Source organism: 'Nostoc azollae' 0708, from assembly GCF_000196515.1.
GTDB classification, from domain to species: Bacteria; Cyanobacteriota; Cyanobacteriia; order Cyanobacteriales; family Nostocaceae; genus Trichormus_B; species Trichormus_B azollae.
Window position 1 is genome coordinate 2369286 of the sequence record NC_014248.1, and the last position, 24225, is coordinate 2393510.

Here is a 24225-nt window from a genome sequence, read left to right on the forward strand (position 1 = left end):
GAAGGATGCCGTACAAGACCTAGCGATCAGGAGTTGAAATAGCAATTTGCAATTATAGAAATCAATATTCTACATCATGTAGAGTCTCCACTTAAATAAACCATGAGAAAATATACTTTTGTAGTCCTATAAAGAACTAAATTTAAATTATAGAAGAGAGAAACCCCCTCTTGTATTTCCAATTACCTATTACCAACTATTTATGTCTTTATCTGATCCAATACCGACTCTACTTGTCTTAGCAGATGGAACAACTTATCACGGTTGGTCTTTCGGTGCTATGGGAACAGCCATTGGGGAAGTTGTGTTTAACACTGGTATGACTGGATATCAAGAAGTGTTGACTGATCCTAGTTATAGCGGTCAAATTGTCATTTTTACCTATCCTGAATTGGGGAATACTGGTGTTAATCCCGAAGATGAGGAATCAGCAAAACCCTATGTCAGAGGTGCGGTCGCTCGTAATATCTGTCACAAACCCAGTAACTGGCGCTCTACACAATCTCTACCAGACTACCTCAAACAACACCAGATCCCCGGTATCTTCGGCATCGACACCCGCGCCCTCACCCGCAAAATTCGGATGTATGGTGCTATGAACGGTGGTATTTCTACCTCCATTACAGATGAAGCAGAATTATTAGAACTGGTGCAAGCGGCTCCTAACATGACAGGATTAAATCTGGTGAGGGAAGTTACCACCCCAGCAGCTTATGAATGGTCTGAAGCCACCACTGCTGCTTGGGAATTTAACCCAGAGGGAGTAGCTAAAATTGGCGAAACTTTCACTGTTGTTGCTCTTGACTTTGGTGTGAAACGTAATATCTTACGCCGTTTAGCCAGTTATGGTTGTCGGGTGATAGTTGTTTCTGCCGATACACCACCAGAAGAAATCCTCAAATACAATCCAGATGGGATATTTCTCTCCAATGGACCAGGTGATCCAGCCGCAGTGACAGAAGGCATTAGCACCGTTAAAGCATTACTAGAAAGCCAAAAACCCATGTTTGGTATTTGTATGGGACACCAAATTCTGGGTCACGCACTGGGGGCAGAAACCTTTAAACTTAAATTTGGGCATCGTGGGTTAAATCAGCCCACAGGTCTACAACAGCGAATAGAAATCACCAGTCAAAACCACAGTTTTGCTATTGATCCGGATTCATTACCATCAGCAGTTGTAGAGGTTAGTCACCTTAACCTAAACGATCGCACCGTTGCTGGGGTACGTCACAAATCTCTACCTGTCTTTTCTGTACAGTATCACCCAGAAGCTAGTCCCGGTCCCCACGATGCAGATTACTTGTTTGAGCAGTTTGTGCTAGAAATGCAAACAGCACGTCAAGCAGCGATCGCTTAGGCTAAAAATAGAAAAATGGCCAGGTTGTTAATTGATAACGGGTAATGGGTAATAATCTTTCCCATTTCACAATCCCTAGTATTTTCAAGGTCAAAACTCAAAAGACAAATACAGGAATTTTGAATTTCGAATTTATTTGTCCCCAGTACCCAATCTAGACAACTTGCTCAAAAATTATCTATACTTGAGCGTTTACTTTCAGTTAAGAGGACGAGGAGGGAATTATTGCTGAACCACTGAATCTAACCGTTAGCCTGAGAGGCACTCGCGAAGTCCGGGATAACTATCAGCTATTCCGCCTCACAGGTTTGTTAGACGCTTTTTCTGAGCCGACATTTCGCAAAATCCTGTCCAATAAGATTAATGAAGGTCCAAAGCACATAATTCTGGATCTTTCACAAATCGACTTTGTTGATAGCTCAGGTTTGGGTGCGCTGGTACAACTAGCCAAGCAAGCTAATAGCACAGGTACTTTGCAAATTGTTACTAATGCTCGTGTAACTCAAACGGTCAAGCTTGTTCGCTTGGAAAAATTCCTAGCCCTACAAACCACTGTTGATGCGGCACTAGACAATATCAAGTCGTCTTGATTGCTTGACCAAAAACAATAAATTAAGCTATCCAATAAAAGCTTATGGATAGCTTGATTTTTATAAGAAAATAGGCTGTAAAGACATCAAAATCTAGAAATCCAAAAAGTTTTTAGGTTTTGATGTCTTTACAGCCGACAAGGAGTATGGCTTACACCACTATCCGCTATCAGAAGTCAAGAAAGAGATACTAATTTAGTATCTCCTACTTCCTGGCCCCAGGCTTCTCCCTAATGAGAACTGACCAATTAAAAAAATAAATAATACAGCTTCAGTAATTTTTTCTAGTGTTGAATATGCTAGGTATGGTAAGATAGCTTGCTGCATAAAGAATAAATGTTCGCGAAAATAATCTCCCAGATATTTTAGTAGGTCAAGGAATGATTAACTTGTGAAGCCCAAGGAGGAAGAAGCTAAAAATGAAGGAGATGGAGTTGCAAAGCTAGATTCATCTGAAACTCCCTCATTGTTGGTAAACACGACGCAATTACCCCAACCAATATCCCAGGCACAAGTGCAACAAATTTCTCCTTCTGCCTTAGCTTACTTGGGGGACGCGATTTACGAACTATATGTTAGAATATTCTTTCTGTTGCCACAGCAACGGCCAGAAAGTTACCATTGTTTGGTAGTGGCGCAGGTAAGAGCAGAAACACAAGCCCTACATTTGCGATCGCTGACTCCACATTTAAGGAGTAACGAATTAGAAATTGTCCGCCGAGGTCGCAATGCTGCCACAGGCCGACCTAAGCGACTTAACCCCGAAATTTATCAACAGGCAACTAGTCTAGAAACTTTAGTTGGCTATTTATATCTCACCGATTACCCCCGTTTAATCGAACTGTTGCAAAAAATCCATCTAGAGAAATAGTTAATAGCTCAATCTCCGGACAGGAAAATCAATCGTCACGGTTCATTAAGTTGAGTTAATCGTGATGCCCACCCATCCGCTAAGTACCATAATCCCATGACTAATCAACCACGAAAAATCAATATTACTGGCGAAACAAAGCGTGTCCAACCCATAAAAATCAAAGGTAAGCGCGTTATAGCTAATCCTACTCGTCATCAAACCAAGGGAGAAAGTAAATCCTTCTCCAGTAAACCACGCCCATCTCACCAGTCTTCCCTGCCTACCCCAGCAATCAAATCACCAGAAGAAAGCGATCTCATTTACGGTCGTCATCCAGTATTAAGTGCGCTGGAAAATCAGCGTGGACTTAACCGTCTCTGGATTACTGCTCGTCTGCGCTACGATCCTCGATTTCATCATTTAATTCTCCAAGCTAAGGACAATGGCACAGTTATAGACGAAGTTGAACCCAAGCGTTTAGACCAAATCACCGACGGAGCTAATCACCAAGGTATAGCAGCACAAATTGCTCCTTATGCCTACATGGAATTAGAAGATCTTATTACACAAGCAAAATCAGTCACTGACCCCGTCATTGTAGTTGCCGATGGGATCACCGATCCTCATAACTTGGGGGCAATTATTCGGACAGCAGAAGCAATAGGCTCACAAGGATTAGTTATTCCCCAAAGAAGGGCTTCTGGGATTACTTCAACGGTTGTTAAAGTAGCCGCAGGTGCTTTGGAAAACTTTCCTGTAGCTAGAGTGATCAATCTCAGTCGTGCTTTAGAACAACTCAAAGAAGCTGGTTATTGGATTTATGGAACTGCTGCTGCAGGTAGTGAACCTATACATACGGTGAAGTTCAGCGGCTCCACTGTTTTAGTAATTGGATCTGAAGGCGACGGTCTGAGTATGTTGACACAACGTTCTTGCGATATTTTAGTCTCAATTCCCTTACAGGGAAAGACTCCCAGCCTCAATGCATCCGTGGCAGCAGGCATGGCGCTTTACGAAATTTATCGTCAACGCTCATTAAATACCCTATATCTTGATAAATTACGCACAATTTCTTTGAAAAAATAATCCTAAAAGAGTATAAAGAAATGTAAAACAAAATAAATCCAAGATATTGTTTAACACCCTGTAGCACGTTTATAAGCTGGTGAAACCCATGAAAACCATTTGGCATAACCTCAAAGAACAGCTGATTAGTGTATCTAATAGCCTCGGCTTGGCTTGGTGGGTAGAGATTGTCACCCAAAATCCTTGTTGCACATACTACTTTGGACCATTTTTCAGTTCAGAGGAAGCAACACTGGCAAGTAAGGGCTACATAGAAGACCTGGAAATGGAAGGAGCGCAAGGAATTATAGTTAATGTCAAGCGTTGTAAACCTTATGATTTGACTATTGCTGAAGACCTGGGGGAACGGATTGACCGTAAAGTAAAGCCTGCCTTTAGCGGTCAAATATAAGATAGATCAGCAGTTATTAGTCAGCTGTCAGCAGTCAAACTAGCTTGACGGTTTACTTTTCAAATAGACTGTGTTGTGCACATCGCTGTAAATCCATAGGCTATCATTGTTCTTGGGCTTAATCCTAAGAACAATGACCAACATACAAAACAATACTTGTCGGTTAAAGCAGAAGGGGGGAAGCTAGTTACCAACTCCCAATATTACCCAAAAATGCAAATTACTCAAAGTTTCCACACAGCCATACTTGTCACTGACTTAGAACGCTCAGAACAGTTTTATGGACAAGTATTAGGATTAGCAAAAATAGACCGAACGCTAAAATACGCTGGTGCATGGTATGAAATTGGCAATTATCAACTTCACCTGATAGTTGCATCTAGTGTCCCTACCGAAAATCAAAATGAAAAATGGGGACCTAACCCGGACGTCCCTTTCTCAGTTGTTGACCTAGAAATAGCAAAAGCAGAACTACTGAGTCAAAATTATCTTATTCAAGGCAGTCCGTCCGGTCGTCCTGCTATTTTTACTAAAGATCCAGATGGAAATATCATCGAACTAAGTTAGCAATAAGTTCTTTCTCAAGAGAGGGGTGAGAAGATAGGGAAGATTATCTAAGATAGTCAATATATAGTGTTTAAACAGGGAGAAATGACATACCTATTTACCAAAATCACTTATACTGCTTTAACAACACTTCCTTTTGCTATGGCAATGTCTTCTCCTCAAAATTCACAGGTTCCAGCGCAAAATGCAAAAAAGGAAAGGCAATATTTCGTGAATGGGATTTTTCCTAATGTCAGTTCTACAGGCAACTGGTATGATGTGGGTCATTATACTCAGATAATTTGGCTGAATACTGCTGCTGTTGGTTGTGGTGTTACGCGTGGTGGTGGTAAGGATATTTTGGTTTGTCGCTACAGTCACCCAGGAAATTATCGAGGACAAAAGGTGTATGAAGAGTTTGTGATGAAAATCATTACTTACAGTTATACTGATCCTCTGTTAGAAACTACTCCCGATGATGCTAGTTGGGGTTGGGAGATAGATAGAACTTATCAAGATTTGGGTGAGGGACAGTCCTCTGGACAGGCTATGCGCTCGCAACTACAACAATTACTAATTGACTGTGAAACAGAACCTGCAAATTATTTGCTGATTCGTCGTTTAGAAGAATTGGGGGATACATTAGAACAAGTGAGTGATCGCCTCAACCAATTAGAATCAATGGGGTTAATAGTAATTGCTACAGAACAAAAATATACATCTGAATCTGCCAATATCCGCATTGAATTATTTAGCTTACTTCAAGAAATTCAACGTCAACAACGCAGTCGCCGCATCCGTCAAGGACACGCTAAAAATCGTCTCGAAGCCTCACCACCACCAGGTAAAGTCGCCTACGGCTACCGCAGAGGTAAAGGAAAATATACTGTTGATCGCAGTAGATCACCTATAGTTAAAGATTTTTTTGACAACTTTTTACTTTATGGTTCTCTCCGTGGTTCAGTTCGCTATTTAGCCAAAAAATACGGTAAAAAAATATCTGTCACCACTGGAAGGCGTTGGTTAACGAATCCCGTTTACCGTGGAGATACTGCTTATCAAAATGGAGAAGTTATCTCTGATACCCATTTGGGCATTATTTCTAGGGAAGAAGCAGCACAAGTTGATCGACTTTTACGCCGGAATAGCCGTTTACCATCTCGTACCGCTAGTGCGCCCCATTCTTTAGCTGGTTTGGTTGTTTGTAGCCAATGTCAGGCGCAAATGACTGTTACTCGTGTTACTCAGCGTTATCAAAATCAGGAGTATTTGTATTTACGCAATACAAAATGTCCCCAAGTTCCTAAATGTCGTGCTATTCCTTACTCAGAAGTTTTAGACAAGACGATTGAAATTGTTTGTCGAGACTTACCTTTAGCAGTAGCAGGGATAAATTTTTCTCAACTTGAGGCTATTAAAAATAGTTTAAGTGATGCCCTCGCACGACAACAAGAAATCCTCCAACAATTACCCACATTCATAGAAACTGGAGTTTTTGATATAGAAACAGCCAAAATCAGAGCTTACAAACTCCGCACAGAAATTTCTCAACTCCAAGCCAAGTTAGCAACTCTCCCACCTGTAAACTTGCGTTCTGCTGCTGAAGCTGTTTCTATTTCCCAATTTTGGTTAGATTTATCAGAAGTAGAACGAAGATTTTATTTACGAGAATTCATTCGCCAAATAGATATCATGCGCAATGATAAAAAGTGGGATTTACAGGTAAGTTTCATTTTTTAATTTGTTAATGGTTAGTTTTCAGTGCAGGGCGAACGCATGTAATTATGGTACATATATACTAAGGAACGAGAAAGGTAGGGAGGGCTGATGATATGGAGGTTGACCAATGAGGCTCTGATGGTAAAGTCATTGTAAAAGTAGAAGAAGAAAGTCCCAAAAAGTGTGAAGCTCAAGCCCACAATCACGATTACTGACCACGTTGCACAGATGGAAGATCCAAGAGTAGAGGGGAGGAAACGACACAAGTTAATTGACATTCTTACCATTGGAATTTGTGCAGTAATTTGTGGAGCAGATAGTTGGGTGGCAATTGAACTGTATGGCTGCACAAAATATGAGTGGTTAAAAACCTTTTTAGAACTAGGAAATGGGCTCCGGTCCCAGGACACATTTGGAGGGTATTTGCACAATTGAATCCGCAACAATTTCAAAATTGTTTTTTGAACTGGATGAAATCAGTACATAAGATAAGGGATGGTGAAGTTGTGGCAATTGACGGGAAAACTTTATGTAGTTCTCATGGTAAAAATAGTGACTAGAGTGCAATCCAAATGGTAAGTGTATGGGCAACTACAAATAGATTAGTGTTGGGACAGGTGAAGGTGCATGAGAAGTCAAATGAAATTACAGCAATTCCCGAATTATTAAAGGTTTTAGAATTAGCTGGATGTATTGTCAGGATTGATGCCATCGGGTGTCACAAAGACATAGTAAAGTTAATTACGCAAGAAAATGCAGATTATGTAATTACTTTAAAAAAGAACCAAGGTAATCTGTATGAGTCAGTAGAACAGCTATTTAAGTCAGGGATAAGTACAGGTTTTCAAGAGCTTCAACATAGCACATATAAACCCGAAGAAACAGGGCATGGTCTTCATGAAATCCGCAATTATGTGATGTTACCTGGAATTGGGTTTCAGCTTGACCCTGATTCAGTTTGGTCAAATCTAAAAAGTGTTGGGATGCTAGAACCTATCGGATAAGTGGATGATAAAACAACAGTAGAGACTCGTTATTTTATTAGTAGTCTTGAGTCAAATGGAGAATAATTGGCTAATTCTGTCCGCAGCCATTGGGCAATAGAAAATTCATTGCATTGGGTATTAGATGTAGCTTTAAAACAAGATGACTGCCGGATTAGGAAAGATAATGCTCCACAAAACTTTGCAGTAATGCGGCAGATAGCAGTCAATCTTTTGGGTAAAGAGAACCCCGTGAAGCGGGGGATAAAAAATAAACAGTTTTTGGCAGAAATGGATAATAACTCTTGAGAAAGAGTTTTAGCTTTAGCCTCAAATAACTTGTCAACAATTTACTTAATATTTTCTTCTACTTATTTTTACAGATAAGTTTACTTATTTATGGATGAATAGTTAGCTCATTTATCCTTAGCTAAGAGTTATTCAATTGGAGATAAGCTAATTCATCGCTTAATAAAAAAGTGATTGATTGTGTTTATATATCCATCAAGCTCTGCACTTAATATAAATGATTTTAAAGTCCTCATTAGTTTTTATTAGGAAATAAGGTGCGTTTCCCCTGCAAGGGATGGTTAGGACTCAAAGAATCTCAAGTTCGAGATAACAGCAGTTTACTGCGCCATTTTATTTTGGTTTTCTGTGCCTACACTTTTATGCTTTCCCATCAGTGGACTGGAGGATTAAGACCAAGGTGGGCTAAGAAACCTTTGAATACTTTCACTGAAGCTTTAGAACGCACATTCCGCACCCTAAACTGCCACAGAGAGAAATTACGGAGACAAAAAATCCAAGGGAGCATAAAAACAAACACATGCAGTGAAAAAAGGCATTGGAGAAACAGTAAAGCACCAAAAATAGCATCAAAAGCTATTCTCAATAAGGAGCAATAAGAAAGAACACCGCCCAGAGGAGTCAACAGATAAATGAAGATATTCAAGAGATAAATCATAACTTAGACTCATAGATTGAAGTAAAAAAAGAAATTATGGACATAGTAAAATAGAGCTATAAATCTAAAGAAAGAGATTAGGCTACTTTCTGATATTAATTAAATTAATAGAGAGAAAGATTAGGTAACTAATTGATAGTAGGGAAAACAATGATCTGGTAAAAGATTCACAATGAAATCTCTCTCTTGAGTCCAGTGAGAGATGAGTTTTCCTTGGTTAAGTGTAACTAAATGAATAGACTGAAAGCATGGAAAAATCCAGCGTAAATTGGGGCGGTCAGTTGGTTTGCCCAATTAATTTTTTGGTTTACCCAATTAATTTTTTACTGTTGATTTAGACTCTCTCAAAGGGGTTCTAATTTGTCGTTGCGATAAAGTATAAACCAGCAGACATAAACACATAATCATTCCCAAGCACTCTATTCTCTCTGGACTTTTTAGGGAAATACTGTCTGCAAAAAATAAACGCCCTGCGCTCAGGAATTCTGTATTAATTTTACTTTCATTCTGGGAGAACGTAGCTGATATTTCATAGGGGATCTCGCCTGAAGTATCTTTTTTATTAGATTTAATTTGAGTAACTTCAGTCTCGTTGATTTGGTGATATTTGAATTGTTTGAATAGTTTAGATAACCCTTGATAGCATCAGCTTCACAAGCAAATTTTTCTGGTGATAACTTTTTCAAATCTTGCACAGCTTTTGATTCTGCCTTGGTAATTCTTTGTGAGAGTTTACCCAGGTCTGATTCTCTTCTTTCTTGACTTTGCACTACTAACCATCTTTGTCCCGGATTTCTCACAAAAAGATAAAAAAAAGGGGTCAAAAACTGCGAGTATGTATATATAGCAGGCATTTCAGCAGTTGGAAACCATGACCCCATCTTCAACAGATTGTATACCAAAACAGTTGAAATTTGAGCAACAAAAATGGCTGCCAGTGATAGTCAATTTCCAGGGTGGACAAGTAAGAGCAGATGCAGGATTAAGCTTAATTGCTGAAATAGACAGAAAATTGCAAATCATATCACAGTTTGCACAATGTTTCCAAGATTAGCGAAAGCCAAATCGGATTGACCATTCAATAGAGAGCTTAATTAAACAAAGAATATACGGGCTGGTCATAGGGTATGAGGACTTAAATAACCACAAATAATTACGTCATGACTAGATGTTTACTATAGCATTAGGAAAAAGCATTGGAGTAGAGAATGAACCTGCAAGATTGGCAGGAAAGAGTATATTAAATCCCCTGGAACATTGTCCTGAAGATGTGGAACAAGGAGCAGACAGCGGGTACCATAAAATCGGGCATTCTCCATCAGAAATTGAAAGCTCATTTGTCAAAATATTTCTAGAATCTTACGCCAAAGAACCAAGAGAAATTGTTTTGGATTTAGATGTAACTGATGACTTAGTACACGGCTATCAGGAGCAAGTTTTCTTGAATACTTATGATGGGGGATACTGCTATGCTCCACTTTATATTTTCTGTGGAAAACATCTATTAGCAGCCAAACTTCGCCCTTCAAACGTAGATCCAGCTTTGGGCCATTATCAGAAGTACAAAGAGTGATTAAACAAATAGGTCAACAATGGAAGAATGTTGAGATTTTAGTAGGTGGAGATAGTGCTTATTCTAGAGACGATATCATGACATGGTGTGAATCCCAAATGGGTGTGGATTATGTTTTTGGATTGGCGCAGAATAGTCGTTTAATTGGGATGACTAGAACGACTCAAAGTAGAGCATCCCTTGAGTTTAAGCAAAAACTATCAACAGTAGTTTCATTCTTAGAAACTATGTTTAAACCAGATAAAGAACTTGCAGAATTTGCTGGTGACTTGATTAATAACTCAATTTGGTATAAATCGTTAGACTATAAAACTCGTGAATCTTGGAGCCGTAGTCGTCGTGTTGTTTTTAAGGTTGAATATGGAGTAAAAGGAACTAATGTTCGTTTTGTTGTAACTTCACTTTCTACTAAGAAAGTACCTCCTAGTCAACTATATAGACAAAAATATTGTCAGCGAGGTGAGATGCAAAATCGTTTTAAAGAACAACAATTAGAACTTTTTAGTGATAGAACAAGCAACCATACATTTGCGGGAAATCAATTAGGTTTATGGTTCTCTTCTATAGCTTAGGTTTTGCTCAATGCCTTGGGTCAAAGATGTTTAGCTAAAACCGAATTACAAAATACTACTGTTGGGACTATTCGTACCAAATTATTGCAGTTAGGAGCTTTAATTACTGTAAGTACACGTCCCATTTTAATTGCGATTACTAGTTATTGGCCATATAGACATATCTTTGCTACTGCTCATAGACGCTTAAGAATGCTCACTAATACTGCTTAATTTGAAGTTAAATTGCCTTTTACTTATTTCTAATTAATCATACTTCGCCCTTGGGTTGATTCAAGTCTTGTTTTGTCATGCTTAATTTTACGAACAGAGCATTTTGCTTTTACTACCAATAAAAAGATAGTGACTTTTTTAGCTTTATAAATGCGATTTTATATTTAATTTATCTCTGCGATTCAATTTTGATTGATGATGTATCAAAATTTAGTCTCACATCAGGTCATGTAAATTTATTTCTTACTGCTTGTGAGAAATCCGGGTTTGTTCTATTCCTGGATAATTTACTGTTTTTGAAGCTAGTTTATATCCGGGTAAGTTACTATCAACAAATTCTAGTTCTGGTAATGTTGATATTAATCATTGTGCTGATTTCACGCTTAATGGCACTGGAAATAACCAGCTTAAATCTGACATCATTTTCAGATTCGATTCTGTATATAAGGCCCAGTCTGCTACTATGAGACTGTTGACTTTTAATTGTTTTTGGTACTCTACTGCTATTTTACCAAAGCATGATGAATCTGCCTGGTTTCCCGATGCTAGTATTAAAAATATATATTGGTATGTCTCCATCTCCTGAACATATCATTTCTATGATGAACTGTTTTAACTCCGGTCTATGGTCACCAGAATAACCGTAGGTGATGGTTATTTCTTTTGGTGATTTTACTGCTAATTCTTCTAGTTCTTGATTATTTCCTACTTTTTGACTCTCACATATTACTTCTGGTAAGATGGTATTATATTGCCCATGTACGTCCATTTATGATGAGTCTAGATGCCCTGCTCATAGGGATACTCCAAATTTTTGGGCTGCTTTTAAGGCGACAATAAAGAATATTCTATCCAATCCTTTTATAAATAGTTTATCCATGACTCTCCCCAGTTTATCGTCCTTGAGATATTCTGGTTTTACTCCTGGTCCTATTAGATGGTCACAGGGGATTGTTTCAAAATCTTGGGGAAACATATATAAGGGTTTTTATACAAATCCTAACCCGTTTATTATCATGGCTTTTACTACATGACCCGGACTTAGTTTCTCTCCAATTTCAAGGATTATTTCTACTACTCCTATGGGGTCTATTATTCCTGCTACTATGCCTAAATGGTCTAAGTTTTGAATTTCCATTTTTTTAAGCTTTGATTTCACAAGAGAATTATCCACAACTCCTGTTGTGATTCAATCATTTCTTCTTCTGTTCTAATTTAATTTTTAAATCATTAAATTTTCTTTTCTTTTATCTTCCTTACAAAACTTTATTCTCTCACTCTATTCCCATTTTAATAATACTTATTCTTATTAAACCTTTTCTTCCTTGAAGGAGCTTTAGTTATTGTGTACTACTATCTGTGACAGTTAGGGTGCGGAAGGTGGGTTAGAAGCGTTTAGAACAGCCATATCTTTTCTATTTATTGATTGGTTGAACTTGAATCCGAACCTGTTTCCTTCTTATCAAGCCAGTTTGGGCTACATTTGGCCTTGATTTTTGTTTACGTCCCGTTATGTATGATGGCGACTCAGAACAAAAGGCAGGAAACAAAGAGTTTTCCACCAAGGGTATTTTTGTTGAACAGGTCATTAGACTTGTAAAAATATCCCGGGTAGCTCAACAAGGATTTCCCCTGAATTCCCCAATTTACTCACAAGTAGTTCTTACTATTTGTGGTTTAGTCATATTAGGAACTGGTTCATGAGTTTTGCCCATTTCATAAATGTTATGGAGATGAGGTCAATTATAAACTATTCATCAATATCTTCATGCATAGTTGCTATCATTAACTATTCCCAACTCTGATTCTTTCCTTGGCTCTTTCCTCATCTTAACACTATGGAAAGCCAGACACAGAGTCCTTTGTAAATTTTCGGACGTGTCCAATGTATTTACCATGGACAGTCAGTTAGTGTTACTACCTGCCATAATGCTAATAACTTCCTGCATTTGTGATGATAATTCTCCTAAATAACCTTGCTGTAACAGTTTCAACATCTGATCTGCGGCTACTAAAGGAGTGCGTAAGTCATGGGTAAGACGTGAGATAACATCTTGACGCTGAAGGGCGATTTAGTCACGTTCATCTATACTGTGTTTGAGTCGGAGGATCGTCACACTCTGGCTAAATAATACATCCACGGTTACAGGTTTGTTATTTACCAGCTGAACTAAAAACACAGTTAGATGATTGAGCTGAGGAGGAAAACAGAAGCGTTAGTAATCTTGTGGAAACCATCTTTAAGGATGCGCTCGCGTTACTCTCCTTACGGTGAGGTTTTTTTCCTATACTAAAAAGGGTTTAGAACCCACATTTCGCACTTCAATAAGTAGGATAATTCAACTACAGCTACAGGCAATTCAGAAGTATAGTTTTTAAAAATCCAGTAGCTATAAACATAATTATGCACGTCAAAGTTCTAGCTTTCTTATTGTGTCACAAAAACTAGTTAGAGAACAATGTTTAATTTTAATTGTTCAATCACTTATGAAAATACAAGACTATCCAATAGTGAATTAGAGATTTGAAAACTAAGAAGATAAATAATACTTTTGATAAGCTGTAGGTAGGAATTGGAAAATTCCACAACGTTCCTCTGTCAGGTTGAGAATCCTATGAGCTCCTTGTGTAATCAGAAAATAAATCCCTCGAAAACATACGCCAGTTGCTGCCTCTTTCAGAGGAGCTTCCGTAACAAGTCTGGGAACCAGCCCAACGCACTGGCTATGAAAGATCCAATAATTCTTGTCCTAGATTACTTAGGCAATTATTATACTGTCCATGCAAATACCATGAGGTTGAATCTAAATGGGAATATTTGGTTGCTACTCCATATTTTTCTACTACTTCTAAGGCAGTTATTAGGAATAATTCAGTTCATCCATATTTGTATGGCTTATCCATTACTCTGCCTATTTTATCATCATTTAAATCTTCGCCTTTAATTACCACTTCTAATAAATGTCCCATGGCTTTTTCCTCAAAAAATTTAGGAAAAAAATATAATGGTCTCCATAGAAAACCTAGTCCATAATGATTGCTTTGACTATTTCTCCTGTATTTACTTTCTCTCTACTCCCTATTAAGAATATCCTATTTATCTTTTCTAAGATTCCTATCTCATCGATTATTCCCAAGTGATACAATTTTTTACTCTCAAACTCTTCTTTTCGGTAATTCATATTTTTGGGTATTTTTATTTAGTCCAGGCTCATTTCCATTCATTTTTTCATCTTTTACCCTGAATTTATTGTCAATACTTACGAGTTCCAAGTTGTTAGCAATTTTCATTGTATTGTCTATTTTTTTACTATTTAAAGTATGTGTTTACTACGTAGAATTTTGTAATTTTTGTACATTTGTATATGTACTACAAGATGAAGTGCGAAATCTGGGTTAAAAGTGTCATTCTGAATGTTCGCGGAGCGTTTCTGAAAGAGATATTAAAGAATCTCCGAGAGACTAGAGCCTACGGCATGCCCCGCGTTCACGCAGTGCCCCGAAGGGATACGCTGCAACGCTGCCCTATCAGTATGACATCAGTCCAAGTTTCACCCGTTTGCAGTATACACGCCATACTTCTAGATAAATTATGGCGATCTTTTAGTTGGTAATATGATCCTTGGGAAAATTAAGTAACTTCGTTCATAAATAATGCAAACACCAAGTTTTACAGGTTGTCTTTTGACAGAATCACTTATTTAAAGTAGATTTACCATCTGTAAAAGTTCTGATTTGGACTTCAGAACTCATAGTTCAGGACTCAGAACGTCACTTATGCTAGATTTATTACTGATTACTATCCTGGGCTTCCTGGGGAGTTTTGGACATTGCTTTGGAATGTGTGGACCTCTAGCAGTAGCATTTTCCCTTTACCATCAAGAAGAAACTCTAGGTTGGCAACAGCAATTAAAATTTCATACTCTGCTAAACTTAGGGCGAATGTTGAGCTATGCTCTAGTGGGTGCAGGTATTGGCGCTCTGGGGTCAGTGTTGGTTGAAGGTGGACAACTGGCAGGTATTGGTAGTGATTTACGCCGTTGGATAGCAATAATTACTGGTTTCATGTTAATTTGGTTTGGTTTAGGACAAGTTAAACCAGACTTGCTACCCCATATTCCCTTACTACACCCGTTACTACAAGGTAGTTTACATAACCGCCTGGCTGCGGGAATGGTGAAGCTATCTTTACACACAAAATGGTGGACACCAGCACTTTTGGGTATGAATTGGGGTTTAATGCCTTGTGGTTTTTTATACGCCTCCCAAATTAAAGCTGCTGCCACAGGTAGTTTAGGTAATGGTGCAATTACCATGTTAGCTTTTGGGCTGGGAACTTTACCAACGATGTTAGGAGTAGGTGTTTCTACTTCTTTAATGAGTAAAGATCGCCGTAGTCAGTTGTACCGCTTGGGTGGTTGGGTGACACTGATTATTGGCGTAATTACTCTATTGCGGACTGGTGACACAATGGTAGACTACAGTGGACACGCTGCCCTAATTTGCTTAATTTTGGTGTTAATTGCTCGTCCTATCAGTATTTTGTGTCCTGCATTGCTGCGCTATCGTCGCGCTTTAGGAGTAGGTGCCTTTGTGCTGTCGGTGGCACATACCATCCATAATATACAACACACTCTAGATTGGGATTTTGCTGCTTTTTGGTTCTTGCCACTAGAATTTCAATGGGGAATGAGTTCTGGTACTGTGGCTTTGGTGTTGATCTTTCCTGCGGCTTGCACCAGTTTCAATTTTCTGCAAAAGTCTTTAGGTAAGCTTTGGCGACAAATTAACCTTTTGAGTGTTCCTGCTTTGATATTGACTACTATTCATGCAGTATTGATTGGTTCTCATTACTTGGGTGCTTTAAGATTGAATTGGGGTAATCAATTAGCAGCTTTCTTATTAGGAATAATTACTCTTGGTGTTTTGTTGGTGCGATCACACTTTTTTTGGTCAATATTAAAAATAGAAAAATTCTATTTTCCTGTAAAGAAGACAGGTGATAGTTGACTGGAGACTGATGACTGGAGACTGGGAAGAGGTCTCTACGAATTACGTATCCCTTACGGGAGTTGTAGGCTCTATTATGAATTACAAATTATTTCTAGTTTTGTTATTTATATCATTCACATTCCTGCCTATTGCTTCTGCCCACACAGTCAAAATAGCAGGTAATATTGGTGGTACTATTCACATTGAACCTAATGATAACCCCAGTGCTGGGCAACCTGCTCAAACTTGGTTTGCTCTGACTCGCAAAGGTGGTCAGGTATTACCCCTGAAAGAGTGTAATTGTCAGTTGGCTATTTATGCCGAACCCCATACACCAGGAGAACCTGCACTGCTTGAACCTCCCTTAAAACCTGTTGGAGCTGAACGGTATCAAGGCATACCAGGAGCAGAAATTACTTTTCCCAAAGCAGGAGTTTATGAACTGCAACTAAGTGGTAAACCAGCAACAGCAGGTAGTTTTCGACCTTTTGATTTAAGGTTTCAAGTCACTGTGGCCGCTGGTAGGACATTAGCAGCACCACAACAAGTAGGAGAGAATGAGACTGAGACTAATCGTGCGGCAATAGGGTTGGCACAGCCTATAATGATCGTGGCAATTGTGCTGTTATCTATAGGTATTGTATTATTCCTTGTTCAAGGAGTAAGAAGAGAGTAATTCGTAATAGAGCCTACGTATCCCTTACGGGATCTGTAATTCGTAATTATTTATTTTCCCCTCTGCCCCATGATCCATTACCTACTTATGTCGTTTTTGATGCCACTGCCAAGCATGAGCGACAATATCTTTAATATCTGGATAGCAGGGTTTCCAACCTAAGAGGTTTTTGGCTTTTTCACTTGTGCCAATGAGAATAGGAGAGTCACCAGGACGGCGATCGCACTCTTGTACAGGTATAGTAATTCCTGTCACTTCCTCAGCAGCAGCAATGACTTCTCTGACAGAAAAGGCGTTACCATTGCCTAAATTGAAAACTGCACTTTCACCATCTTTGAGTAGATATTCCAACCCTAAAATATGGGCATCTGCTAAATCACTAACATGAATATAGTCCCTAATGCAAGTACCATCAGGGGTGGGATAATCAGTACCAAAAATGGAAATTGATTCCCGTTTGCCTAATGCTGTCATCAATACCAAGGGAATCAAATGAGATTCTGGATTATGATCCTCTCCCAATAAACCACGAGGATCAGCTCCAGCAGCATTAAAGTAGCGGAAACGCACAGATTTTAAACCGTAAGCAACATCAAAATCAGAAAGAATCTGTTCTACCATCAACTTAGTTATCCCATAGGGATTAATGGGATTTTGGGGATGGTGTTCTGTCAGGGGAATAAATTGAGGTACTCCGTAGGTAGCACAAGTAGAAGAAAAGACAAATTTTTTAATAGATGCTGCCAACATCGCCTCTAATAGGGTCAGAGTCCCTAATACGTTATTACGGTAGTATTTGTCGGGGTTAGTCACTGATTCACCTACATAGGTATAGGCAGAAAAGTGCATAACCGCTTCAATATTGTCGGTTTGAAAGAGATTGTCCAACAGAGAGCGATCTTCTATATCACCTTCAATCAGTTTCACCTGCAAAACCTGTTCTACCAGATCACGATGCCCATAAACCAGATTATCGAGGATAATTACCTGATAACCTGCTTGTACCAAAGCTAGGACTGTATGAGAACCAATATACCCTGCTCCCCCTGTTACCAAAATGGTGGGCTTTTGCGGTGGCATAGTTTTTCCTTTCAACGAATTGACGACTACTACTAAATTAATTTAGTTTACTGGTGCTACATTACTCTTTCGGAAAATTCCAAAGAATACACTCAGGGTCAAGAAATTGCACTAAAATCACTACGACGGTAGTCTGTGTATGTGTGGTGTGAGTTATTTTTTAGTCCCTGAGCAAACTACAATTTGACGATAAAATAAACCCACTTACCTCGTCTCCTAGACCTGCTGCACCAGCAAATTAGAGAGTTAATCTATGTTTCAATTACTAAGCCGGGTTTTGCTGTGGCTGTTAATTGGCGTTGTTGCCTATTCTTTGTTCAAAAAATTTTACCCAACAGTCAGCTTTATTGGGCAATTTGTTTTAGGGATTGTACTCGTTGTTTTAGCTTTGGCATTTCTGAATCCTAGTGAACCAGCGGTGGCTTCCCTGTGGAGGTTTATCTCTTTTCCTCTCAAGCCTCTAGGAGCATCAGTTTTAATGTTGGTTCTTGCTGCCCAAAAAATTAAAGGAGGTGGTATAGAGAAACCGGGAGGACAATTACTGGCTTGGGCGCTAACTATTTTGTTGTTGTCTAGTACACCAGCTATTGCTTACTTTTTAGTAAGATCACCAGTTGCGGCAATGGTTCCTGCACCGACATTGATGGCTTTCGAACCTACCATTTCTACTATAAATAAAAACATCTCAGATGTAATGACAGATAGCATCCTACCTGTGGGATATATGAAGATTCCTTCTTACCTACTACAAAATCCCCAAGCTATTACTACCCGTGGGTTGCGTGTAGAGGATTTTGTACCTAATGCGGAAACCCTGCAACTCACTACCCACGTTTGGGAAAGTTATCTTAACCAGATTTACGTTTTCTTGCGTGGACGCTCATGATCAGGAGGCAGAAAGCAGGATGAATATTATTTATTCTCATCATCCCATGTCCCTCATTCTCAAAATACAACTCAGATGTTTGACAGCTTAACTGGCCTGATTTCAAGCAGTCTAGTTATCGGGTAGAGTATGTTAAGAATGGCTGCTGAAATGGTTACACAACCAAAAAATAAATATGGGCAGTTATTTGACTAATTAGGATGATAAAGTTGCAAACTTGCTTGAATGGCACAATCTCGACGGCTTGCTAAACTCGGTACTTACCTACGTCCCCATTGGCAGGACACTGCTTTGGGAATTATTGCTTTATTCTCTGTCAATGGGCTGGGCGTTTATATCCCTTTGCTGATTCGCTCTGGGGTGGATACACTTTCAACAACCTTTAGTTTGAATCAAGTAATACGTTATGCGGTCATAATTATCTCGCTTAGTTCCGCAATGTGGATGATGCGTATGGCTTCCCGCATCTGGATTTTTGGTGTGGGTCGTCAGGTAGAATTTGAACTCAAGCAGCGAATTTTTCAGCATTTGCTAAAACTTGAACCGGCTTATTTTACGACCAATACTCCTGGTGATTTAATTAGTCGGGCTACTAGCGATGTGGAAAATATCAGGCGGTTGCTAGGTTTTGCGGTATTGAGTTTAGCAAATACTTTGTTTGCTTATGCTCTGACGGTGCCAGTGATGCTATCAATTAGTGTGGATCTGACATTAGCTTCTCTGGCAGTCTATCCATTTATGTTCTTGTTGGTGTATTTGTTTAGCGATCGCTTACGTCAACAACAAGCAGCAGTGCAAGAACAACTTTCGGATATGAGTGAACTGATTCAAGAAGATATCAGTGGCATTTCTTTAATTAAGATTTATGCTCAAGAAGAGAATGAGCGTCAAGCCTTCCAAAAAAAGAATCAGGATCTATTGACAGCTAACCTAATATTGGCACGAACCAGAAATACGCTTTTTCCCCTAATTGGTGGTTTGGCTAATATCAGTTCTCTGATCATCATTTGGTTGGGAACGATGCGGATATCTTCGGATTCTTTACCTGTGGGTGATTTTTTGGCTTTATTAATTTATGTAGAGCGTCTAGTTTTTCCCACGGCCTTGCTAGGATTTACAATTACTGCGTATCAACGGGGTGAAGTAAGTATTGACAGACTAGAGTCAATTTTGAGTGTAACTCCAAAAATTCAAGATCCACCGGATGCTATCCATTTGGCAGCCAATACAATCAAAGGGGAAGTAACAGCTAAAAATCTTAGTTACACCTACCCTGGTGCCAATATCCCCGCTTTAAATGATATTAACTTGACTATTGCTCCTGGGGAACTAGTGGCAATTGTTGGGGCTATTGGTGCTGGAAAATCTACTTTGGCTAATACTTTGCCTCGATTGTTAGATATTAAAGCGGGGCAGTTGTTTTTGGATGGTTTGGATATTACAAAAATAGCTTTAAATGATTTGCGGCGTGCGATCGCTTACGTACCTCAAGACAGCTTTTTATTCAGCACTACCATTCAAAATAATATCCGCTACGGGGACCCAGTCCGTAAACAAGAAAACGTGGTAACAGTCGCCCGTCTGGCTCAAATGGAAGCAGAAATTAACAATTTTCCCCAGCAATATGAAACAATTGTCGGTGAAAGAGGAATAACTCTTTCAGGTGGACAGCGACAACGTACAGCTTTAGCTAGAGCAATGTTAATTGATGCTCCAGTTTTAATTTTAGATGATGCCCTTTCCAGCGTTGATAATCAAACAGCTACCCAAATTCTCAGAAATCTCTCTAGTGGTACACAACAGAAAACCGTGATTTTCATCACCCATCAACTTTCTGCTGCTGCTACTGCGGATAGAATTATGGTCATGGACAAGGGTGAAATTGTCCAAATTGGTAAACATACAGAACTTGTTGAACAGCCAGGATTATATAAAAAGTTGTGGAGTCAGCATCAAGTACAAGAATTGCTTAAATAGGGTTTCAGGGATGGGTTTGAAATAGTTGAGAATCCCTATTTAACCCACATTCGGCACCATAAAGTGCCACAGAGAGAAATTACGGAGACAAAAGATATAAGGGAGCATAAAAAGAAACATATGCAGTGAAAAAAGGCATTGGAGAAATAGTAAAGCACCAAAAATAGCATCAAAAGTTATTGTCAATAAGGAGCAATAAGAAAGAACACCGCCTAGAGGAGTCAACAGATAAATGAAGATATTCAAGAGATAAATCATAACTTAGACTAATAGATTGAAGTAAAATAAGAAATTATGGACATAGTAAAATAGAGCTATAAATCAAAGACATTAGGTTATTTTGTGATAGAAACTAAATTAATAGAGAGAAAAATTAGGTAACTAATTGAGAGTAGGGAAAACAATGATATGGTAAAAGATTCACAATGAAATCTCTCTCTTGAGTCCAGTAACAGATGTGTTTTTCCTGGTTAACTGTAAGTAAATGAATAGACTGAAACCATGGAAAAATCCAGCGTAAAGTGGGGCGGTCAGTTGGTTTGCCCAATTGATTTTTTACTCTTGATTTAGACTCTCTCAAAGGGGTTCTAATTTGTCGTTGAGCTAAAGTATAAACCAGCAGACATAAACCCATAATCATTCCCAGGGACTCTATTCTCTCTGGACTTTTTAGGAAAATACTGTCTGCAAAAAATAATGGGTCTTTGAGAAAAGCAAACCCTCTCTGGCAAGACTATTGAGCTTTATATTCACTCAAGATGGAGTCATGGGTAAGTTCATTGGAATCCAAAAGGTTTGTACCAATAATAAAAGGCCATGCCCTCAGAAATTCTGTATTAATTTTACTTTCATTCTGGGAGACTGTAGCTGATATTTCAGAGGATATCTTTCCTGAACTATCTTTTTTCTTAGATTTGATTTGAGTAACTTTACTCTGGTTAATTTGGTGATATTTGAATTGTTTGAATAGTTTAGATAACCCCTTGATAGGATCAGCTTCACAAGCAAATTTTTCTGGTGATAACTTTTTGAAATCTTGCACAGCTTTTGATTGTGCCTTGGTAATTTTTTGTGAGAGTTTACCCAGGTCTGATTCTCTTCTTTCTTGACTTTGCACTACTAACCATCTTTGTTCTATTCCTGGATAATTTACTGTTTTTGAAGCTAGTTTATATCCGGGTAAGTTACTACCAACAAAGTCTGCTTCTGGTAATGTTGATATTAATCATTGTTCTGATTTTACGCTTAATGGCACTGGACATAACCAGCTTAAACCTGACATCATTTTCAGATTTGATTCTGTATATAAGGCCCAGTCTGCTACTATGAGACTGTTAACTTTTAATTGTTGTTGGTACTCTACTGCTATTTTACCAAAGCATGATGAATCTGCTTGGTTTCCCGATGCTAGGTTTAAAAATATATATTGGTATGTCTCCATCTCCTGAACATATCATTTCTATGATGCACTGTTTTAACTCCGGTCTATGGTGACCAGAATAACCGTAGGTAATGGTTATTTCTTTTGGTGATTTTACTGCTAATTCTTCTAGTTCTTGATTATTTCCTAGTTTTTGACTCTCAAATATTACTTCTGGTAAGCTGGTATTATATTGCCCATGTACGTCCATTTATGATGAGTCTAGATGCCCTGCTCATAGGGATAATCCAAATTCTTGGGCTGCTTTTAAGGCGACAATAAAAAATATTCTATCCAATCCTTTTATAAATAGTTTATCCATGACTCTCCCCAGTTTATCGTCCTTGAGATATTCTGGTTTTACTCCTGGTCCTATTAGATGGTCACAGGGGATTGTTTCAAAATCTTGGGGAAACATATATAAGGGTTTTTATACAAATCCTAACCCGTTGATTATCATGGCTTTTACTACATGAACCGGACTTACTTTCTCACCAATTTCAAGGATTATTTCTACTACTCCTATGGGGTCTATTATTCCTGCTACTATGCCTAAATGGTCTAGGTTTTGGATTTCCATTTTTTGAAGCTTTTATTTCACAACAGAATTATCCACAACTCCTGTTGTCATTAAATCATTTCTTCTTCTATTCTAATTTAATTTTTAAATCATTAAATTTTCTTTTGTTTTATCTTCTTGACAAAACTTTATTCTCTCACTCTATTACCATTTTAATGATACTGTTCTCATTAAGCCTTTTCTTCCTTCCAGGAGTTTTAGTTATTGTGTACTACTATCTGTGACAGTTAGGGTGCGGAAGCTGGGTTTTATACGCCTTTATGTGAAATAAAAATAAAAAAAGACGAACTTAAAAGTCCGTCCTAAAATTGCCAGAGAAAACCCAAAACTTAAACCTTGGCTTCCTCCTTTACCAACTTATCCCAACCCAAATCCTTCAAATTATTATTCCTTCTTAAAGGACGAGTTACCAACTCCAAAACATCACACGCATTACCAAAACCGTGAATTTGTGCAAAGGTAAACTCCACAGACCACTTAGTATTAATACCCCGTGCCTCTAATGGGTTAGCATGAGCCATACCAGTAATTACCAAATCTGGTTTTAACTCATAAATACGTTGGACTTGATTGTAATTATCCGGCTTTTCTACAATCCTTGGTAAAGGAACAGCCATTTCCTGACAAGTCTTTTCTAAAAAAGCTAATTCAGCAGCTTGATAGCGTTTATCCATGTAAGGAATACCGATTTCTTGAACAGTCATTCCACAGCGAAATAAGAACCGCGCGAGAGAGATTTCTAATAGGTTATCACCCATGAAAAATACAGATTTACCGCGAACTAATTTTACGTATTCTTCTAAATTTTTCCAAATTTGTGCTTCTCTTTCATCTAAACCTGTGGGTTTAATTCCAAATACAGAAGAGATTTTTTCTACCCATGCGCGTGTTCCATCTGGACCAATGGGAAATGGTGCGCCAATTAATTTACATTTACGCCGACGCATTAAAGTTGTAGCAGTGCGGCTGAGGAAAGGATTCACACCAGCAACATAATACCCTTCTTCTAAAACAGGTAATTCTGTGAACCGTTTTGCAGGTAGCCAACCGGAAACTTTAATACCTTGTTTTTTCAGTTCTAAAGTTAACTGAGTGACTACGGGGTCAGGAAGAGAACCGAATAGAACCAATGGTGGATGTTCTACATATTCTGATTCTTCTTGGGCAATATCTTCTTTTTTCTTACCGAAGTTAAGCAGCTTTTGAATGGCGTTGTGATCGCTCTTATCCGTTTCCGATACTGGAGCCTTTTCGGGACAACGATTAGCCATAGCGGCTAACACAGTATCCTCTCCTTGGGTAAATGCGTAATCGAGGCCGTTAGCACGGGCAACAACAATGGGAATACCAATTTCTGCTTCTAACTTGGGTGCTAAACCTTCCAAGTCAGTTTTAATAATTTCCGTGGTACAAGTACCAATCCAAACAATGACGCTAGGATTGCGATCGCGTTTAATTTGCTCACACAATCTTTTTAATTCTTCATAATCATTCAACTGTGCGGAAATATCCCCCTCTTCCAACTCAGCCATAGCATAGCGGGGTTCAGCAAAAATCATTACCCCCATTGCATTTTGCAAAAAATAACCGCAGGTTTTCGTACCTATTACTAAAAAGAAACTATCTTCAATTTTTTGATATAACCAAGCCACACAACTAATGGGACAAAAAGTATGGTAATTACCAGTTTCACATTCAAAATTTAAGGCTGATGGTTCTTTAGCAACAGTCATTTTTATTTTCTCCCCTTGAGATTTATTC

General features: G+C 38.6%; 15 protein-coding genes and 8 pseudogenes. 14 read left to right on the forward strand and 9 right to left on the reverse strand.

The window, feature by feature from the left end:
* The first annotated feature begins 202 nt into the window (after window positions 1-202).
* The 9 genes and pseudogenes from carA to AAZO_RS33665 all read left to right on the forward strand — a co-directional run.
* Window positions 203-1360 carry a glutamine-hydrolyzing carbamoyl-phosphate synthase small subunit gene (gene carA, locus AAZO_RS10820; protein ID WP_013191271.1) on the forward strand — a complete coding sequence of 386 codons (1158 nt, stop codon included), beginning with the start codon at window positions 203-205 and terminating at the stop codon, window positions 1358-1360.
* Window positions 1361-1581: 221 nt separating this feature from the next.
* A complete protein-coding gene (locus AAZO_RS10825; protein ID WP_041639943.1) occupies window positions 1582-1950 on the forward strand; it encodes an STAS domain-containing protein in 369 nt (122 codons plus the stop codon).
* Between the two features lie 391 nt (window positions 1951-2341).
* Entirely contained in the window at window positions 2342-2821 is a 480-nt protein-coding gene (locus AAZO_RS10830) for a Mini-ribonuclease 3 (protein WP_013191273.1), read from the forward strand.
* Between the two features lie 96 nt (window positions 2822-2917).
* Window positions 2918-3889 (forward strand): 23S rRNA (guanosine(2251)-2'-O)-methyltransferase RlmB, encoded by a 972-nt coding sequence (gene rlmB, locus AAZO_RS10835; RefSeq protein ID WP_013191274.1) that lies wholly within the window; start codon window positions 2918-2920, stop codon window positions 3887-3889.
* Window positions 3890-3977: 88 nt separating this feature from the next.
* On the forward strand, window positions 3978-4280 hold the full coding sequence (locus AAZO_RS10840; RefSeq protein ID WP_013191275.1) for a DUF1816 domain-containing protein: 303 nt from the start codon (window positions 3978-3980) through the stop codon (window positions 4278-4280).
* A 213-nt stretch (window positions 4281-4493) separates the two neighbouring features.
* Window positions 4494-4847 (forward strand): VOC family protein, encoded by a 354-nt coding sequence (locus AAZO_RS10845; protein WP_013191276.1) that lies wholly within the window; start codon window positions 4494-4496, stop codon window positions 4845-4847.
* Window positions 4848-4931: 84 nt separating this feature from the next.
* Complete coding sequence (locus tag AAZO_RS10850; protein WP_013191277.1) at window positions 4932-6566, forward strand: recombinase family protein; 1635 nt, start codon at window positions 4932-4934, stop codon at window positions 6564-6566.
* 162 nt (window positions 6567-6728) lie between these two features.
* Window positions 6729-7837, forward strand: a pseudogene (locus AAZO_RS10855) (ISAs1 family transposase).
* 272 nt (window positions 7838-8109) lie between these two features.
* Window positions 8110-8295, forward strand: a pseudogene (locus AAZO_RS33665) (IS701 family transposase); the annotation flags it as partial.
* Here AAZO_RS33665 and AAZO_RS37930 read toward each other — a convergent pair.
* Window positions 8211-8495, reverse strand: coding sequence for a hypothetical protein (locus AAZO_RS37930; protein ID WP_013191278.1), 285 nt, complete (start codon window positions 8493-8495; stop codon window positions 8211-8213). The pseudogene AAZO_RS33665 and the gene AAZO_RS37930 sit on opposite strands and share 85 nt — an antisense overlap.
* Window positions 8496-8615: 120 nt before the next feature.
* Window positions 8616-9280: pseudogene (locus AAZO_RS43700) on the reverse strand (transposase); the annotation flags it as partial.
* 86 nt (window positions 9281-9366) lie between these two features.
* On the opposite strand from AAZO_RS43700, the pseudogene AAZO_RS10870 reads away from it, so the two are divergent.
* Window positions 9367-10853 (forward strand): annotated as a pseudogene (locus tag AAZO_RS10870) (IS1380 family transposase).
* A gap of 267 nt (window positions 10854-11120) precedes the next feature.
* Here AAZO_RS10870 and AAZO_RS43705 read toward each other — a convergent pair.
* From AAZO_RS43705 to AAZO_RS43710, 3 pseudogenes are all read right to left on the reverse strand, one after another.
* A pseudogene (locus tag AAZO_RS43705) lies at window positions 11121-11991 on the reverse strand (IS1634 family transposase); the annotation flags it as partial.
* Window positions 11992-12760: 769 nt separating this feature from the next.
* Window positions 12761-13006, reverse strand: a pseudogene (locus AAZO_RS29955) (hybrid sensor histidine kinase/response regulator); the annotation flags it as partial.
* A gap of 589 nt (window positions 13007-13595) precedes the next feature.
* Window positions 13596-14035: pseudogene (locus tag AAZO_RS43710) on the reverse strand (DUF4277 domain-containing protein); the annotation flags it as partial.
* A gap of 595 nt (window positions 14036-14630) precedes the next feature.
* Between AAZO_RS43710 and AAZO_RS10895 the strand changes: the two are divergent.
* Together AAZO_RS10895 and AAZO_RS10900 are read left to right on the forward strand one after the other, a co-directional pair.
* The gene (locus AAZO_RS10895; protein WP_013191281.1) at window positions 14631-15863 is read left to right on the forward strand and encodes an urease accessory protein UreH domain-containing protein; all 1233 of its coding nucleotides are present in this window, start codon (window positions 14631-14633) and stop codon (window positions 15861-15863) included.
* 76 nt (window positions 15864-15939) lie between these two features.
* Complete coding sequence (locus AAZO_RS10900) at window positions 15940-16521, forward strand: hypothetical protein (protein ID WP_041642963.1); 582 nt, start codon at window positions 15940-15942, stop codon at window positions 16519-16521.
* An 81-nt stretch (window positions 16522-16602) separates the two neighbouring features.
* On the opposite strand, the gene galE is transcribed toward AAZO_RS10900, so the two are convergent.
* Entirely contained in the window at window positions 16603-17601 is a 999-nt protein-coding gene (gene galE / locus AAZO_RS10905) for a UDP-glucose 4-epimerase GalE (protein ID WP_013191283.1), read from the reverse strand.
* A 253-nt stretch (window positions 17602-17854) separates the two neighbouring features.
* On the opposite strand from galE, the gene fraI reads away from it, so the two are divergent.
* Both fraI and AAZO_RS10915 read left to right on the forward strand, forming a co-directional pair.
* The gene (gene fraI / locus AAZO_RS10910; protein WP_013191284.1) at window positions 17855-18487 is read left to right on the forward strand and encodes a septal nanopore formation protein FraI; all 633 of its coding nucleotides are present in this window, start codon (window positions 17855-17857) and stop codon (window positions 18485-18487) included.
* A gap of 225 nt (window positions 18488-18712) precedes the next feature.
* Complete coding sequence (locus AAZO_RS10915; protein WP_013191285.1) at window positions 18713-20464, forward strand: ABC transporter ATP-binding protein; 1752 nt, start codon at window positions 18713-18715, stop codon at window positions 20462-20464.
* Window positions 20465-20503: 39 nt separating this feature from the next.
* On the opposite strand, the gene AAZO_RS37965 is transcribed toward AAZO_RS10915, so the two are convergent.
* From AAZO_RS37965 to AAZO_RS10940, 3 genes and pseudogenes are all read right to left on the reverse strand, one after another.
* Window positions 20504-20722 carry a hypothetical protein gene (locus AAZO_RS37965; protein ID WP_013191286.1) on the reverse strand — a complete coding sequence of 73 codons (219 nt, stop codon included), beginning with the start codon at window positions 20720-20722 and terminating at the stop codon, window positions 20504-20506.
* Window positions 20723-20837: 115 nt separating this feature from the next.
* Window positions 20838-22464: pseudogene (locus AAZO_RS43715) on the reverse strand (IS1634 family transposase).
* 329 nt (window positions 22465-22793) lie between these two features.
* On the reverse strand, window positions 22794-24197 hold the full coding sequence (locus tag AAZO_RS10940; protein WP_013191287.1) for a ferredoxin:protochlorophyllide reductase (ATP-dependent) subunit N: 1404 nt from the start codon (window positions 24195-24197) through the stop codon (window positions 22794-22796).
* Window positions 24198-24225: the final 28 nt, after the last annotated feature.